This is a genomic window from Acrocarpospora catenulata (assembly GCF_018476525.1).
Classification (GTDB): Bacteria; Actinomycetota; Actinomycetes; order Streptosporangiales; family Streptosporangiaceae; genus Acrocarpospora; species Acrocarpospora catenulata.
This window is the reverse complement of record NZ_JAHCST010000012.1, coordinates 22,671-36,460: the sequence shown is the minus strand read 5'-3', so window position 1 is coordinate 36,460 and position 13,790 is coordinate 22,671. Positions and strand designations below refer to the sequence as shown.

17 protein-coding genes are annotated in these 13,790 nt (G+C 69.4%); 4 read left to right on the top strand and 13 right to left on the bottom strand.

Going from position 1 to position 13,790, the window contains the following annotated elements; translation table 11 throughout:
* Positions 1-129: 129 nt before the first annotated feature.
* Both KIP79_RS14725 and KIP79_RS14720 read right to left on the bottom strand, forming a co-directional pair.
* Entirely contained in the window at positions 130-597 is a 468-nt protein-coding gene (locus KIP79_RS14725) for a YdeI/OmpD-associated family protein (protein ID WP_214105354.1), read from the bottom strand.
* Positions 598-740: 143 nt separating this feature from the next.
* Positions 741-2,075 (bottom strand): FAD-binding oxidoreductase, encoded by a 1,335-nt coding sequence (locus KIP79_RS14720; RefSeq protein ID WP_214105353.1) that lies wholly within the window; start codon positions 2,073-2,075, stop codon positions 741-743.
* 221 nt (positions 2,076-2,296) lie between these two features.
* Here KIP79_RS14720 and KIP79_RS14715 point away from each other — a divergent pair, with 221 nt between their 5' ends.
* Complete coding sequence (locus tag KIP79_RS14715) at positions 2,297-3,163, top strand: RNA polymerase sigma-70 factor (RefSeq protein WP_250213247.1); 867 nt, start codon at positions 2,297-2,299, stop codon at positions 3,161-3,163.
* Between the two features lie 190 nt (positions 3,164-3,353).
* Here KIP79_RS14715 and KIP79_RS14710 read toward each other — a convergent pair whose 3' ends face one another.
* Together KIP79_RS14710 and KIP79_RS48345 are read right to left on the bottom strand one after the other, a co-directional pair.
* A complete protein-coding gene (locus tag KIP79_RS14710; protein ID WP_250213269.1) occupies positions 3,354-4,505 on the bottom strand; it encodes a coiled-coil domain-containing protein in 1,152 nt (383 codons plus the stop codon).
* A 350-nt stretch (positions 4,506-4,855) separates the two neighbouring features.
* The gene (locus KIP79_RS48345) at positions 4,856-5,116 is read right to left on the bottom strand and encodes a helix-turn-helix domain-containing protein (RefSeq protein ID WP_308169738.1); all 261 of its coding nucleotides are present in this window, start codon (positions 5,114-5,116) and stop codon (positions 4,856-4,858) included.
* 368 nt (positions 5,117-5,484) lie between these two features.
* Between KIP79_RS48345 and KIP79_RS48340 the strand changes: the two genes are divergently transcribed.
* Together KIP79_RS48340 and KIP79_RS14695 are read left to right on the top strand one after the other, a co-directional pair.
* Entirely contained in the window at positions 5,485-5,874 is a 390-nt protein-coding gene (locus tag KIP79_RS48340) for an IS110 family transposase (protein ID WP_214105349.1), read from the top strand.
* Positions 5,875-5,893: 19 nt separating this feature from the next.
* On the top strand, positions 5,894-6,544 hold the full coding sequence (locus KIP79_RS14695) for a TetR/AcrR family transcriptional regulator (protein ID WP_214105348.1): 651 nt from the start codon (positions 5,894-5,896) through the stop codon (positions 6,542-6,544).
* A gap of 445 nt (positions 6,545-6,989) precedes the next feature.
* Here the strand turns inward: KIP79_RS14695 and KIP79_RS14690 are convergent, their stop codons facing one another.
* The 8 genes from KIP79_RS14690 to KIP79_RS14655 all read right to left on the bottom strand — a co-directional run bounded on the left by KIP79_RS14690 (position 6,990) and on the right by KIP79_RS14655 (position 12,708).
* Positions 6,990-7,784: an alpha/beta fold hydrolase gene (locus KIP79_RS14690; protein ID WP_214105347.1), complete on the bottom strand. Its 795-nt coding sequence runs from the start codon at positions 7,782-7,784 to the stop codon at positions 6,990-6,992.
* A 34-nt stretch (positions 7,785-7,818) separates the two neighbouring features.
* Positions 7,819-7,965 (bottom strand): hypothetical protein, encoded by a 147-nt coding sequence (locus KIP79_RS14685; protein WP_214105346.1) that lies wholly within the window; start codon positions 7,963-7,965, stop codon positions 7,819-7,821.
* Positions 7,966-8,145: 180 nt separating this feature from the next.
* Complete coding sequence (locus tag KIP79_RS14680; RefSeq protein ID WP_214105345.1) at positions 8,146-8,703, bottom strand: hypothetical protein; 558 nt, start codon at positions 8,701-8,703, stop codon at positions 8,146-8,148.
* Between the two features lie 196 nt (positions 8,704-8,899).
* Positions 8,900-9,430 (bottom strand): RNA polymerase sigma factor, encoded by a 531-nt coding sequence (locus tag KIP79_RS14675; RefSeq protein WP_214105344.1) that lies wholly within the window; start codon positions 9,428-9,430, stop codon positions 8,900-8,902.
* Positions 9,427-10,014, bottom strand: coding sequence for a dihydrofolate reductase family protein (locus KIP79_RS14670; protein WP_214105343.1), 588 nt, complete (start codon positions 10,012-10,014; stop codon positions 9,427-9,429). The genes KIP79_RS14675 and KIP79_RS14670 overlap by 4 nt, the downstream gene beginning before the upstream one ends.
* A 36-nt stretch (positions 10,015-10,050) precedes the next feature.
* Positions 10,051-10,863: an SAM-dependent methyltransferase gene (locus KIP79_RS14665; protein WP_214105342.1), complete on the bottom strand. Its 813-nt coding sequence runs from the start codon at positions 10,861-10,863 to the stop codon at positions 10,051-10,053.
* On the bottom strand, positions 10,860-12,374 hold the full coding sequence (locus tag KIP79_RS14660) for an FAD-dependent oxidoreductase (protein WP_214105341.1): 1,515 nt from the start codon (positions 12,372-12,374) through the stop codon (positions 10,860-10,862). The genes KIP79_RS14665 and KIP79_RS14660 overlap by 4 nt, the downstream gene beginning before the upstream one ends.
* 190 nt (positions 12,375-12,564) lie before the next feature.
* Positions 12,565-12,708, bottom strand: a complete 144-nt coding sequence (locus KIP79_RS14655; RefSeq protein ID WP_214105340.1) for a hypothetical protein — start codon at positions 12,706-12,708, stop codon at positions 12,565-12,567.
* A 10-nt stretch (positions 12,709-12,718) separates the two neighbouring features.
* Between KIP79_RS14655 and KIP79_RS14650 the strand changes: the two genes are divergently transcribed.
* Positions 12,719-13,555 (top strand): recombinase family protein, encoded by an 837-nt coding sequence (locus KIP79_RS14650; RefSeq protein ID WP_214105339.1) that lies wholly within the window; start codon positions 12,719-12,721, stop codon positions 13,553-13,555.
* A gap of 21 nt (positions 13,556-13,576) precedes the next feature.
* Here the strand turns inward: KIP79_RS14650 and KIP79_RS14645 are convergent, their stop codons facing one another.
* Entirely contained in the window at positions 13,577-13,741 is a 165-nt protein-coding gene (locus KIP79_RS14645; RefSeq protein WP_214105338.1) for a hypothetical protein, read from the bottom strand.
* Positions 13,742-13,790 lie beyond the last annotated feature (49 nt).

Below are 13,790 nucleotides of genomic sequence, written 5' to 3'. Positions count from 1 at the left end.
TGAGTGCAGGAATTGGCGCTAGGAAGGTGGGTTCGGTGACGGACCGCATCTTTTTGACGCTGCACCTGCTGCAGCACATCGCCGACGACGGCGCATGATCGGCGCCCACGATAACCTTCTCAGCCCCGTTCAGGTCCTGGGGCGCTGCTTGATCCCCGCCTCCAGCAGGCCGACCACCTCGGCGATCCGCTGCGCCCGCACCTCGGGGCGGCCCTTGGTGGCATCGATCCAGCGCAGATAGGCCCGCCGATAGAACTGGGCGAGGGAGTCGAAGAAGGCGCCCGCCGCCGGGCTGGCCTCCAGAGCGGCGGCGAGGTCCTCGGCAAGATCGGCCCGCTGTGGCCCCTCCGGCGCCAGCACCACGTTCACCTGCGTGCCCGGTTCCAGGCCGCAGCGCAGCCAGGCCGGGCCGAGCAGGAAACCGCGTTGCCCGTGGTGCTCGGTGATCACCGCGCGGATGCCCATCCCGTTGAGCGTGCCCGTCACGTGATGGACCGGTTTGGCTGTCCAGACCGCGTCCGGGTCGAACGGCACGGGGACGAACATGCGTCCTTGTCCGCCCGGCTGGCTCTCGGCGGTGTAGTGCTGCTCCTGCACGCTCCGATACTGCCACGGCGCACCCCGGATCGGGCCGCACGACCTGCATATATGGCTGGCTGCACGGCAGGTCAGGGCCCTGCCCGCCGACCGCGGATATTTTGGCTGGGGCACCTCGGACGGTTTTCCCTTGTCCGCAAGGTCTACTGAGGCCGGATGTTGTGGTTGCTGGCGAACAGATTGGCGGGGTCGTACTGACGCTTGACCGCCGCGAGCCGCTCGTAGGTCTGCCTTGGATAGATCGCGGCGACATCCTCCTCGGTGGCAGTAGCGAGGAAGTTGGCGTAGGCGCCGTTGACGTGGGGCGCGAGTCTCGCCCAGATCGCTTCCAGCGCAGGACGCGCGGCCTCGACGACCAGGTGCGGACCCGCGACGGTGGTCAGGAACATCAACTCCGCCTGGCGATGCGCGTAGGCAGTGGCATCGCCGGGGACGCGGGACACCGCACCGCCGACGCTGCGAACGGCGATGAACGGTGACCCTGCCGATGCCCCAACCTGGGCAAGGATCCGAAGGACCTCGGGTACCGATTCCTTGTCGGCAAAGGCGCTTCGGGTGACGAGCTGGATGCCCGGCGGCGGGGTGGCGCCGTCCACCAGCGTGTCCGTGTAGGGCTTCAGCGCGACATCGTCGTCGATCATCGTGCCGAGCCGGCGGATCGGGTCGATGGCCTGCGCCGCGAGTTCCGGGTCATCGCCGTCGAAGGCGACCTGGATCTCGACCGGCGCTTCGGGGCCGCCGGCGAAGGGATTGGCGAAGCTCACGATGGAGGTGAGCTCTTCGGGGGCGGTGCGGAGGTAGTCCGCCCAACCCTGGAGTACGGTGGCCGCTTCTGCTGCCGGGAAGGCGATTTTTCCGTAGAAGACGTCCGTCGTCGGGTGTGCCGCGAACTCGAAGGCGGTCACGATCCCGAAATTGCCGCCGCCACCGCGAATCGCCCAGAACAGCTCCGGGTTCTCCCCCGCACTCGCCCGTACGACCTCTCCGTCGGAGGTGACCACCTCTGCGGCGACCACGTTGTCCAGCGCGAGGCCGTACTTCCTTACTTTCCAGCCGATGCCGCCGGACAACGTCAGCCCACCGACGCCGACGCTCTTGGTGTCGCCCGAGGAGATCGCCAGTCCGTGGGGGGCCAGGGCGGTCGCGACCTGGCCCCAGGTGGCGCCGCCGCCGATCCGTACGAGGTGCCGTTCCTTGTCGATGATCTCGACGTTCGCGAGCCTGCTGAGGTCGATCACGACGCCGTCGTCGTTGGTGCCGAAGCCCGGAAAGGCGTGGCCGCCGCCTCGTACGGACAACACCAGCCCTGCGTCGGCGGCGAATCTGACACCTGCTTGCACGTCCCCGACGCTCTTGGGCCGCAGAACATAGGCCGGACTGCCCGAAGCCAATACCGAGCGACTGGCCGATGCGTACTCCGCCGCTCCCGGTTCGATGATGTCGCCGCCGAAGTCACGGCGAAGGGTTTCAAAGCGCATGACGTTCCTTCCAGTTATCCGACGAGCAAGAGATCCCGGCGACCCGATCCTTGTGACAGTGCGAAGGTGTGACGTGTGTCACTGATCCTGGGTGTCACAAAGCGGTGAGGACCGGGATCGAATGCATGGCAGGGTGGAGAACGAACAGGTAGGAAGCGGCAATGAGCGAACGCAGCGAGCAACCGACGGACACAGCCGGGCCCCTCGCTCGTGGCGATCGCATGGACTCGGCCACCGAGGCGTTCCTCGCCCACCGCAACCTGCTGTTCACGGTCGCCTACGAGATGCTCGGCTCGGCCGCCGACGCCGAGGACGTCCTGCAGGAGACCTGGCTGCGGTGGGTCGGTGTCGACTTCGGCACAGTGCTGGATCAGCGTGCGTACCTGATCCGGATCACCACCCGGCAGGCGCTGCAACGGCTGCGTACGCTCCGCCGGCGCAAGGAGTCCTACGTCGGGCCCTGGCTGCCTGAGCCGCTGCTGACCACGCCCGACGTGGCCGAGGACGTTGAGTTGGCCGACAGTGTCTCGATGGCGATGCTCCTGGTGCTGGAGACGCTCACGCCGACCGAGCGGGCGGTGTTCGTGCTGCGCGAGGTGTTCGATCTGGGCTACGACGAGATCGCCGAAGCCGTCGACAAGAACCCGGCCGCGGTCCGCCAGATCGCCCACCGGGCACGGGCACACGTCGCCGCCCGCCGGCCGCGCGAGGCCGTCTCCCCGGCCCAGACCCGCGACGCGCTGGAGGCGTTCAAGCGGGCCATCGAAACGGGCGATCTACAACGCCTGCTCGACATCCTCTCGCCGGACGTCGTCCTGTTGGGTGACGGCGGCGGAGTCGTGCCGGCCTCGCTGGAGCCCGTCGTGGGTGCCGGCCAGGTGGCGCAGGTGCTGGGCAGGATCGCTCCCACGGCGTCGCTGCAGCCGGCGCAGGTCAACGGCCACCCGGCACTGATCATCCGGATCGATGGTGAGATCAACACCGTCGTGGCGTTGCGCGTCGACGAGGGCCTCATCACCGGGCTCTACGCCGTACGCAATCCCGAGAAGCTGTCGCGAATGGAGCGGGAGACCACGGTGAGCCGCTGAGCCCGGGGCTCTGCTGACATGCGGTGTCGTGTCAGCACGGCAACGGCTCCGTATCAGAGCGGTCGGCGATGGTGAATGCCATGAACGGTTGAGCGGTCGTCGCCGGGCACGACGCGGTCCACGGCGCGGATGTAGCGCAGCACCACTGGAGAGTTGATCGCCGGGCGCGCTCGAGGCCGTGGAGCTGTGATTATGTGAGGTCGGATGTATCGCTGTCCTCCGCGCGGGACAGCCGGAGCTCGGCGGTGAGGGCTCGTTCGCGGAGGCGTTCCACTTCGGCCCGGGCGGATTCGAGTTCCGCGCGCAGGTCGATGAGGCGGGCCCGTTCGACGACCAGCTCGGCGCGTACGCTGTCGCGCTCGGCCGTGACCCCCGCCGCCGCCTCCCGTTCGCGGGTGAGCGTCTGCTCGGCCAGCCGTGCCCGCTGGCCGGCGGCTTCGAGGCCGTCTCTGGCCTCCCGTTCGGCCTGCTTGCGGGCCTGCACCGCCGCCGCCACGTCCGCCAGCGCCTGCCCACGCGCCGCCTCGGCGGTCTCGGCCCTGGCCACCGCCCGGTCCCGCTCCCCCTCGGCCGCCGCCGCCCGCGCCGTGGCCGCGGCGGCCTCCCGCTCAGCCGCCGCCCGCTCCTGCCGGGACTCCTCGGCCTCCCCCGCGGCCCGCTCCGCACGTTGTACCGCCCGCGCCGCCTCCGCTTCGGCCTGTACGGCCACCGCCTCCGCATCCCGCACCCGAGCCTCCGACTCCCTGACCCGCTCGGCCGCCGCGGCGACGGCCTGGTCACGCTCGGCCACGGCGCGCTCGGCCCGCCGTCCCGCCTCCTCCGCCTCCTGCCGGGCCACCCGCTCGGTGGCCGCCGCCTCCCGCAGCGCGGCCAGCGCCTGCTCCCGGGCGTTCTCGGCGTCGGCGAACGCGGTGTCCCTTTCGGCCGAGGCCTCCTCCGCCAGCCGCCGGGCCTCCATCGCCTCCTGACGCGCCGCCTCGGCGGCCTCCCGCGAGAGCCGTACCTGCTCCAAGGCCTGTTCCCGTTCGGTACGGGCGACCGCGACCCGGGTGTGCGCCTCCGCCTGGATCGCGCTCACCTTGGCCTCCACCCCCGCCGGACTCAACTCCTCCGCCAGCACCTGCGCCAGCGGGGCGATCGCCGCCACGAGCCCCTTCTCCATCCGCTCGTACAGCTCCTCCGCCCGAGCCAACGTCCCATCCAGCCCCGGACTGGCCCGCCGCACCTCCCGCTCCCGCTTGGCCATCGCCTGACAGTCCTTCTCCGGGCAGTACTCCTTCGGCCTCCCCCGCCCGTTCCGCTGCTCAATCGGGTTCCCGCAGTGCTTGCACGCCGTCATCATCACAAGATCATCTTAGCACTTTCGATTTTCTATTTCCAGAAATTCAAAAAAGGCGATTCGTTCCATCAGGGCTGCGACGAGGATCCAACATAATCCGCGTTATGTGGGAGGGGGTGACCGAGCCGGGCCCCCTCGTCACCAACCAGGTTGTCCCGGTTGTTGAGCGCCGATTTTCTGTCACTGCAGACGCCGCTTTAATGACACAGCGACGCTGTGGCGGACGTACCCGAGCCTGACCGTCGGCCCTCAGATCTGGCGCTGTTGTCCCTGTGTAGGGTCTCGCCGATCTTGGCCCACGATGGGGTGCCGTTAAGGACTGGAGCACCGGGGGCGAAGTGGCTCCGTCGGCTCTATTCGGCTTGGGGTTGGAGGGCGCGGTACAGGGTGGAGCGGCCGATCTTTAGGTGGCGTGCGATCGAGGTGACTGATTCGCCGCGGGCCTGACGGGCGCGGGCGATGGCGAGGGTGTCGTCATCGACTTTGCCGGGGCGGCCGCCATAACGGCCTTGGGCATTGGCTGTTGCCAGGCCATCCATGGTGCGTTCGTGGATGAGTTCGCGTTCCATCTCGGCGGCCATGGCGGCGACCATGAAGAGCATCTTGTCGGCGATGGTCTGCCCGTTGGGGCGGTGGAGGCCAGCGCAGATCCCGGTGAGGATCTCCAGGTTGAGGCGCGCTCGCGTGGATGAAATCGGTGAGTGTGTCGCCCGCCGACGTCGATCCGCCTTGGCTCGTTGAGACCGTGGGTTAGATTGACGCTGGAGCCCTCACCTGCGGGTGTCCCCCGGTCGCGTCGCGAACGCGAGTGTCAGTTTCTTTGTCACTTCTGGGGCTCCGCGGGTGGCATGCCTGTCTGGATCGTCAGTCCCGGTGAAAGGCGGGAGGGTATGCCAGTTCTCTACCAGTGATGCACCGCGATCGATGTCGGCAAGAACGAGATCGCGGTTGCGGTCCGTGTTCCCGGCGAATGCCCTCAGGGGTGGATCACGGTCAATGCACCTACAAGACGTTCTACGGCGTGCTCAAGGAGGCCGCTCGCTGGCTGACCAGCATGCAGGTCTCGCACGTGGCGATGGAGGCCACAGGCATCTACAGCATGCCGGTCTATCACGCGATGATCAAGCATGGGCAGTTTGAGCAGGTGCTGGTTTGCAATCCCGCGCACGTCAAGAACACGCCGGGCCGCAAGACCGACCACGCCGATGCCGAATGGCTGGCCCAGCTGCTGGAATGCGGGCTGCTAAATGCCCACTTCATCCCCAGCGCCGAGGTCAAGGCCGCCCGTGATGTGCTGCGCTATCGCACCAAGGAGCAACTGGTCGACGGCCTCGGTATGGGTGAGCCATTGAGCGGACTGTTTGTCGGATGAATATGGCATGATAAGGGGCATGGCACCCCGCAAGTACGAGCAGGTGCTCCGCGCCGAGGCCGCGGAGGAGACAAGGCGTCGGATCCTGAACGCGGTCGGCCAGTGCCTGCGTGAGGCGCCGACCGAGCAGCCCAGCCTGGGGCGGGTGGCCGAGCTGGCCAAGGTGTCGAGGTCGACGATCTACGCCGACTTCGGCTCGCGGTCGGGCCTGTTCGACGCGTTCGTGGTCGACCTCTGGGAGCGCACCGGTCTGGGTGAGCTCGGCAGGGCGGTGGACGCCGCCAGCGCGCGCGACCACCTGCGCGAGGGCATCCGGGCGGCCAGCTGGATGAAGGGCAAGGAGTTGGCGGTCTACCGCGTGCTCCACGCCATGGACCGGTTTGACCCCGAGTCCGCCGGCGGCGCCGTACGCCACATGGAGACCGACCGGCGGGCCGGCATGCAGAGCCTGGCCGAGCACCTCGAGCGGGAGGGCGAGCTGCGCGAGGGACTCACCGTCGACCAGGCGATCGACGCACTGTGGGTGCTGACGAGCTTCGAGAGCCTCGACCTGCTGGTGACCGGCCGCAGCCACACAGTCGACGAGGCGATCGACATCCTGGTGGATATGGCCGAGCGAGCCGTGTGCCGGACGCCGGGCGCCCTGGCTGCACGCAGCCGGGGCGCCTGACGTCCAGTCGGGCCGGGGTCAGCAGACCACCACGAGGCTGAACGGCAGCGGGTCGGGGTGCTGGGGTGTCGTGGCCTCGGTTGAGGAAGACCCTCGACGGCAGCGCCGCATTGTTGACAACGTAGTCGCCGTTGTCCCCCGTGACGATCTGGAGGTTGCTGATCATCCCACTGGGGCAACGGGCTGTGTTGGCATCGACCTTCGTGCAGGCGGGGCTGCCCGCGCGAAGCCAGGGCTGCGTCGTTTAGAGAGGCCATCTATCGCGGTGTCGCCATTCGGCGGCCACCGCCTGATCATTCGGTGTCCCATGAGGACAATCGCGCGGCCGTGGACGTTCCCACGGTAGGGGCGCACCGCCACCCCCGGGCAACGCCCGCCCAAACGTCTGCCCGAACGTGCGGCCTGCCCGCCGCCGGACGCCGCAGCCCCGCCGGGGCGACCGCGATCAGGCCGCGACGGCCGGGTTCCGGAACAGATCGGCCAGGCGGGCAGGGGCGGTGAGGGGGAGGAGGTGGTTGTGACCGGTGACGATGGTGGTGCGGGCGTCGGGCAACATCCTGGCGAGGTGGTCGACCAGCCGGTGCGTGAAGGGCGGGCTGTCGCCGCCGGCGAGGAGATGGACCGGCTGCTCGATCCGGCGCGCCAGCTCTTCGTCGAAGTGCCACGCGGCGAGCGCGGGCACCTCGCCGGTGAAGCAGTAGCCGCAGTCGCGTTCGGCGCGTTCCAGGCCGTCTCGGCCGAGCGCGGACTCGATCACGGTCCGGTGCTGCGGTCCGCACACCGCCGCCAGGAAGGTGTCGAAGGCGGTGCGCAGGTCGCCCTGGGCGGCGGCGCCCATCGCCGCGCTCAAAGCAGGGCCGATCGCGGCGGCGACGGTCGCCTGGTCCTCCGGCGGCAGGAGCGGGTTGATCAGCGGCGGCTCGACCAGGACGAGCTCGCCGACCAGCTCCGGGTGGTCGAGCGCCAGCTGCAGTGCGACCACGGTGCCGGAGGAGTGCGCGAGTACCCGCGCCCGCCCGATCCCCAGACGGCGCAACAGATCCGCGCACTCGGCGGCGTGGTCAGCCACCGACAGCGGCTCGGCGGGTGCGGGGTCCGCGTACCCCGTGCGGGTCACGCGGATCCGGCGCAGGTCGGCGACGGCCGGCTCGCGCTCGAGCGGGACGAACCAGTCGGCGAAGACGCTCGCGTGGATGAGGACCAGCGGCTTGCCGTCGCCGCCGGAATCGGTGTGTTGCATGGGAGATTCTCCTGTTCTCGGTCTGTGGGTCGGGTCAGCCGGCGTAGAGGCGGAGCTCGATGCCGTCGGGGTCGTGCAGGCCGACGAGGACGGCGCCGCCGCGGTGGCCGGGGACGATGCCGCCGTGCTTCTGGTCGATCGCGGCCAGGTGGTCGGCCCAGTGGTGGACGTCGTCCCGCATCGGGACGCGCGCGCGACGAGGTCGAAGCCGGAGAGGGCGGCGGCGTATCTCAACCTGCGGAAAACTCGGCTAGCGGCTGGGTGCCGCGGCAAATCGGAAGGGTCGTTGCAGTGGGTTCCATAGCGTTCGTCCGGACCAGCGAGCTGGCGCCCTTTGGGTCGCTGGTCCGGACGGGATCGATCAGCCGAGGCAGGCCACGGACTTCTCAGTCCAGGTGTTTCCTCCCGTCACTCCGATGGTCTGCAGGATGGGCGTGTTGAAGAATTCCGGGTCGTCCATGGATCTGCGCGTGATCTCCAGGCCGCTGAACCTGTTCGTGTAGGTGATCTTTCCTGCCTGGTTGACGCGGCGCCACTGCTGGCGGGTGTCGTTGACGTTCAGCGGGCGGCTCACCACCGCGGTTCCGCTCGCCTTGCTCGTCACGGCCGCGGCGGCGAGCCCGCCGTCGGCATTGTGCAGGTTGCTGCGCAACACCACGAAGTTGCCCACCTGGATGACTTCCCACCGCTCCTGGTCCCGCAGGTCGGCCGAGTTCAGGTTGGCGAGAGGGCCGTTGTCGGCGCCGCGGCCCATGTCGCGGTTCGCCGGCCCGTCAGCCGCCAGGATGCCCACGCAGGTGGCGGCGTGCGCCGGGGCGGCCAGAGCCACACCGGAAAGCAGGACGGTGCCGGCCGCCAGGGCCGCGCCGCCGATCCGGGCGGCCAACCAGGAGCGCTTGTGGAGCGAAACGGTCGTCATTACCGTGTTCCCTTTCTCTTTCTGTTTTCTCTGTCTTGTGCAGGCCGGTTGGCCTCACAACTGGAAAGGACGAATTCACTGGACAGTACGAGCGGTGCAGGCCCGTCACCTCATAACCGGTCGAAATACACACAAGCCTGTCCGCCGATGGCGATGCCGAGGAGAAGACGGGTGCGCTGCATTCCGTTTCGGTTTCTCAGCCGACATGGGCGAGGAGTACGGCGAGCCGGCGCTTGGCGCGTGCGGTCCGGCTATAGACCGTGCCCAGCGGGATCTTCAACCTGGCGGCGATCTCTCTTTGTGTCAGATCTTCGAAGTACGCCAGTCGCACCACATCGCGCTCATCGACGGGAAGCCTGTCCAGCGCTTGCCTGACCTGCCATGCCTGCCAGGCCGAATCCAGGGACGGTTCCTCCATCGGCAGGTTCTCGCCGAGCGTGAGGCCGCCATGGTGCCGGGCTTCGCGCCGCCATATATCGACAGCCGTGCGCCGGGTGATTGAGTAGAGCCACGGCAGAAGTTCCCGCCCCACGTCGAAGACCTTGGCCGCCTGCCAGGCTCGAACGAAGGAGAGTTGTACGGTCTCGGCCGCCATGTCCCTGTCGTCCAGCAGGTGCAACGCGAGGGAGAACAGAGAGGTCGAGTACCGGCGGTACATCTCTGCCAGGGCGTCTTCGCTGCCGTTTCTGAAGCGCTCTCCCAGCGAAGGATGGGTGGGAGTCTTCATGGCTCATCTCGGCGGTGTACGTGGGCTACATGCCTCAGCAGGCGCACGCCGCTGCGGAATGTCCGTTCCGCGGCCGGGGTGAAGCGGGTCGGGTGAAACGGACCGGTGAACAGTGGGATGCCTGCGCCGGCGACGATCGGGTGCTGCTTGACGATCAGCTCGTCGATCTCGGACAGAAGGGCACCGGCCAGGCGGCCTCCGCCGGACAGCCAGATGTCCAGGCCATGGTCTCTTTTGAGCCGGCGTACAAGATCAAGGGGGTCGCCATCGACGATCAGCTCGGGATCCGCATCCGCCAGCGTGCGGGAGATGACATATTGCCGCAGGTGGGGGAAGGGACTGGTCACTCCTGCGGCCATCGCCGGCTGGTAGCTGCTCCGTCCCATGATGACGGTGTCGAAACGCCGGTTCGGCGCGCCATTCAATCCGAGTTGGGGCCGCAGCGGCCGCGGCACGGTCTCGGGGAATTCGGCCGACAACTCCTCCTGATGGTCGCCTTCGAGAAGAAAGAAGTCCGACTGGCCTGCCGGTCCTGCGATATAGCCATCAATCGTGGCGTTTATCAGATAGACGAGTTTACGCACAGCAATTCCTCATCAGATTTCCTCTGCCGTCGCCGTTCAGGTGCGATACAGGGGCTGCTTTGTATAGGTGACGGGGATGGAGTAGATGGGTTCGTCGAGTACGGTGTCCGATCTACGCCGGGCGACCGCGCGCACATACCCGAGATGGCGTCCGCGATCGGCGTTGAGAACGTTGATTTCCGCCTCGTTGTCCGGTGCGATCGCCCGTTGCCATTCCAGCCAGTGCTTCCAGCCGTCCGTCATGGTGTCGGCGAGGTCCACGCGGGCGATGCCGCTGCGTTCCCAGTGGCGGTGCCACCAGTGGGCCGAGTGCAGGCAGGCCATGCTCGGCTCCCACCAGCCCCGCAGATGCTCGGGGACCGGTCCGTCGATCTCCTGGGTCAGTCCCGCGCCGGCGATGCCGATCTGGCCGCCCGGCCGGACGAACCGGGCCAGATAGTTGAGGTACAGATCGTCGGTGCCGTAGTAGACGAAGGAGTCGATGCTGATGACGGCGTCGAAGAAGCCCGCCGCAAACGGCAGGGATCGGGCGTCGGCGTGGATCGGGAACACCGCGTGGTCGGCGCCGGCGTCGCGGATGCGGTGCAGCCGCTCGTCCGCGCCAAACCACAGGTCCGTTGCCCAGACCTGGACGTCGAACTCGCGGTGCAGGAAGATCGATGATGCGCCACGGCCGCAACCCAGATCCAGCACCCGCATCCCGCTCTGTAACGTCATCGCCTGGGTGAGCCATTCGGTCAGCCAGAGCGAGTTGGCTCCGCCGCTGACGCTGGAGCGGATCCAGTCGGGGTGGTAGCGGGACGAGCGCGGGAACCGCGGCGAGTCGAGGGAGCCGGGACGGGACGTCATGCCGCACCCGCCACCGTCGTGGCCCGCTGGTCGAGGACGTCGTCGATCGCGCGCTGGAGCTCGGCCACGGCCCGGGGCACGTCGGTCACGCGGTACCACCTGGCGATCGGGACGGCGTCCGGACGTACCAGCAGAGCGCCGCCGGTGTGGAGGCCGAGCGCGTGAGCGGTGGCCGGGGGCAGCGTCGCGACGTCGACCGGCACGCCGGGCTTGAGGCGGGCGGCGGCTGTCGGCCAGGCGGAGTCGTCGTCGCCGGCGAAGAGGGTCAGCCCGTCGCCGACCAGGTCCAGCGTCGAGACCGGCGACCGGCCGGGCGCACCCGGCGCGACCCAGGCGTGCTGGAGGCGCCCGCCGAGGTCGTGGAGGAGCTCGGTGAGGACGGCGTGGCAGCGTCCCTGCGGGTCGGCGGCGCGGGCGACGTCGGCGGCCGCCAGCGGCCGCATCTCCGCCTCGTAGGCGTCGAGGAAGTGGGCCGGCGCCCAGCCCCGGACGACCCACGCGAGGCGCCATCCGATCGCGATCCCGTCGCGCACGGCCATGGCCAGGCCGTTGCCGCCCCGCGGCGTGACCCGGTGTGCGGCGTCGCCGGCCAGGAACACACGGCCGGACGAAAAGGTCGTCGCCAGCTTGGCACCGGCCGTGAAGGCGCTTTGACGCACGATGTCGACGGCCAGATCGGGCACACCCGAAGCGAGCCGGATCCGGTCCGCGAGGGCCTCGGGCTGCGCGAGCGCTTCCACGTCGTCGTCGGGCCCGAGGACCACGCCGAACTGCCACCGGGTACCGCCGCCGGAAGGGATGAGCACACCGGCGCCGTCCGGGAGGCTGATCGAGTAGAGCGCGTAGCGGTGCGGACCGAGGACCGGCCACAGCGGGGCACGGAACTCGGCGCTGATCCCGCGCATCAGCCCATCCTCCCCCACGGACTCGATGCCCAGACGCTCGCGGGTCGGGCTGTGGGCGCCGTCCGCCGCGACGACGTACGCCGCGCTGAGCTCTTCGACCGCCTCGCTGCCGCGGCTGCCGGCGCCCCGGACCGAGAGCCGCACGCCCCCCTCGTCCTGGCCGATCCCGACGACCTCCACGCCCCGGCGGACCGGGCGGCCGCTCATGCGGGCGAGGTGGTCGGCGAGTACCTGCTCGAGGTGGTCCTGCGGCACCCGGGCAGAGGCCGTCGGGCTGACCACGGAGCTCTGCGCCAGGTCGGGCACGTTGATCGGCACCCGGGTGCCGTCCCCGGCCTCGGCGACGGTGCGGGTCTGCAGCAGGGCGAGGTCGACCTCGTCGGCCCCGGCCCGCAACTCCTCCTCCAACCCCCAGCCGCGGAAGATCTCCATCTGTCGGACGGTCACCCCCACAGCCCGGGGCAGCGCGGACACCTCGGCCCGTTTGTCGAGCACGAGCACGTCGAGGCCGTGGCGGGCCAGCTGCGTGGCGGCGACCAGGCCGGCCGGTCCGGCGCCAACGACCACGACGTCGTGGTCGTGCGACCGGGTAGTGCGGTGAGCCATGTCGGTGAACCCTTTTCAGAAGACACTGCGTACGGTTAAATGGAGCATGGAGGTTAGCCGGACATGCTGTCAAGTCAATATGGGGCAGACTGCGCCCCCCGACCGTGCTGGACCACGGGACACCCCTCACGAGGGCAGGCCGCAGCACGTCGAGCACGCTCACGTCGCGGCCGGTCGCGGTCGCCGAAGGTCAGGCGTGGCGACCGGTGGTGGAGAGCGTCGCGCCCAGCCCGATCATCACGCCGCCGGTGGCGCCCAGCCGGTCGAGACGCTGGGGCTTGCGCGCGAACCACGTCTTGGCGCGTGCCGATGCCCAGCACGAGTCCGACGCCACCGCCACGAGGGTGGATGAGCAGTCCGAACAGAAGCAGCTGCGGCGCCGGATCGCCCTGCCGGACCGGAAAGGGCAAGGTCGCCGTCCAATACCACACTTCCGGCTCGAGCCCGCGCTCGCCAAGGCGCTCACCGTGGCCACCCCGGCCCTCCGCAAGCCGGGCACGCTCTGGATCGAGTTGCCCCGCCCCGCCGCAGCCGGCGCTGAACCGGCCGGACACGTGCGGATCGGGTACGCCCGCGCCTCCACCGTCCGGCAGTCCCTGGACACCCAGTTCGACGCGCTCCAGGGCGGCGGCGTCACCCGCGTCTTCTCCGAGAAGATCTCCACCCGCGCCACCACCCGCCCCGAGCTCGACAAGGCCGTCACCCTGGCCCGCGAGTTCCGCTCGGCGGGCGTCGCGGTCACCCTCGTGGTGCACGAGCACAAGCGGCTCGGCCGCGGCCTCGACCTGGCCGCCCTGGCCGAGCAGCTGCGCGCCGCCGGCATCGGCCTCGAGTTCCTCACCGGCGAACTGCAGGGCTCCCACGGCCCCTCCGGCGTAGTGTTCACCGTGCTCGCGGCCTTGTCGGGAATGGAACGCGAGTACATCCGCGACCGCACCCTGGAAGGCCACGAATCCGCCCGCAGCCGCGGCAAGACCATCGGCGGCGCCGCCGTCACCGACGACGCCATGCTGTCCATGGCCCTGCACCTGCGCCAGCAGAACCTCAGCCTGCGCGACATCGCCGCCCGGCTCGTCATCACCAAGGGCAAGAAGAAGGGCCAGCACCCCTCCCCGGCCACCGTCCTGCGCATGCTGCGCGAACACGACGCCGACGCGGCAGCGGCGCCTGCCATGGGCTGAACGGTCCCCACGCGCGCCGCCTTACCGCCAGTGTGGAGCCGGTTGTAGCGCCGGGCCGAGCGTGCCGCCGGGAATGATCGTCCCGTTCGCGGCCAGTTGCACCGCGGTGGCCGCCGCCTGCAGCATTGCTTCCTGAGGCGGCGGGCTCGTCCACACCGCCGCCGACCGGCTGCTCTGGTTCGGCACCGGTAGCCGTACCCATTCCAGAGTGGTGCGGTTGTGCCGTTCATGCCGT

What these genes read in the sequence shown, in the direction of transcription:
- KIP79_RS14720 (WP_214105353.1), bottom strand. Translation starts at nt 2,075, where the DNA reads ATGCGCTTTGAAACCCTTCGCCGTGACTTCGGCGGCGACATCATCGAA.
- KIP79_RS14715 (WP_250213247.1), top strand. Translation starts at nt 2,297, where the DNA reads ATGGACTCGGCCACCGAGGCGTTCCTCGCCCACCGCAACCTGCTGTTC.
- KIP79_RS14710 (WP_250213269.1), bottom strand. Translation starts at nt 4,505, where the DNA reads ATGATGACGGCGTGCAAGCACTGCGGGAACCCGATTGAGCAGCGGAAC.
- KIP79_RS14695 (WP_214105348.1), top strand. Translation starts at nt 5,894, where the DNA reads ATGGCACCCCGCAAGTACGAGCAGGTGCTCCGCGCCGAGGCCGCGGAG.
- KIP79_RS14690 (WP_214105347.1), bottom strand. Translation starts at nt 7,784, where the DNA reads ATGCAACACACCGATTCCGGCGGCGACGGCAAGCCGCTGGTCCTCATC.
- KIP79_RS14685 (WP_214105346.1), bottom strand. Translation starts at nt 7,965, where the DNA reads ATGCGGGACGACGTCCACCACTGGGCCGACCACCTGGCCGCGATCGAC.
- KIP79_RS14680 (WP_214105345.1), bottom strand. Translation starts at nt 8,703, where the DNA reads ATGACGACCGTTTCGCTCCACAAGCGCTCCTGGTTGGCCGCCCGGATC.
- KIP79_RS14675 (WP_214105344.1), bottom strand. Translation starts at nt 9,430, where the DNA reads ATGAAGACTCCCACCCATCCTTCGCTGGGAGAGCGCTTCAGAAACGGC.
- KIP79_RS14665 (WP_214105342.1), bottom strand. Translation starts at nt 10,863, where the DNA reads ATGACGTCCCGTCCCGGCTCCCTCGACTCGCCGCGGTTCCCGCGCTCG.
- KIP79_RS14660 (WP_214105341.1), bottom strand. Translation starts at nt 12,374, where the DNA reads ATGGCTCACCGCACTACCCGGTCGCACGACCACGACGTCGTGGTCGTT.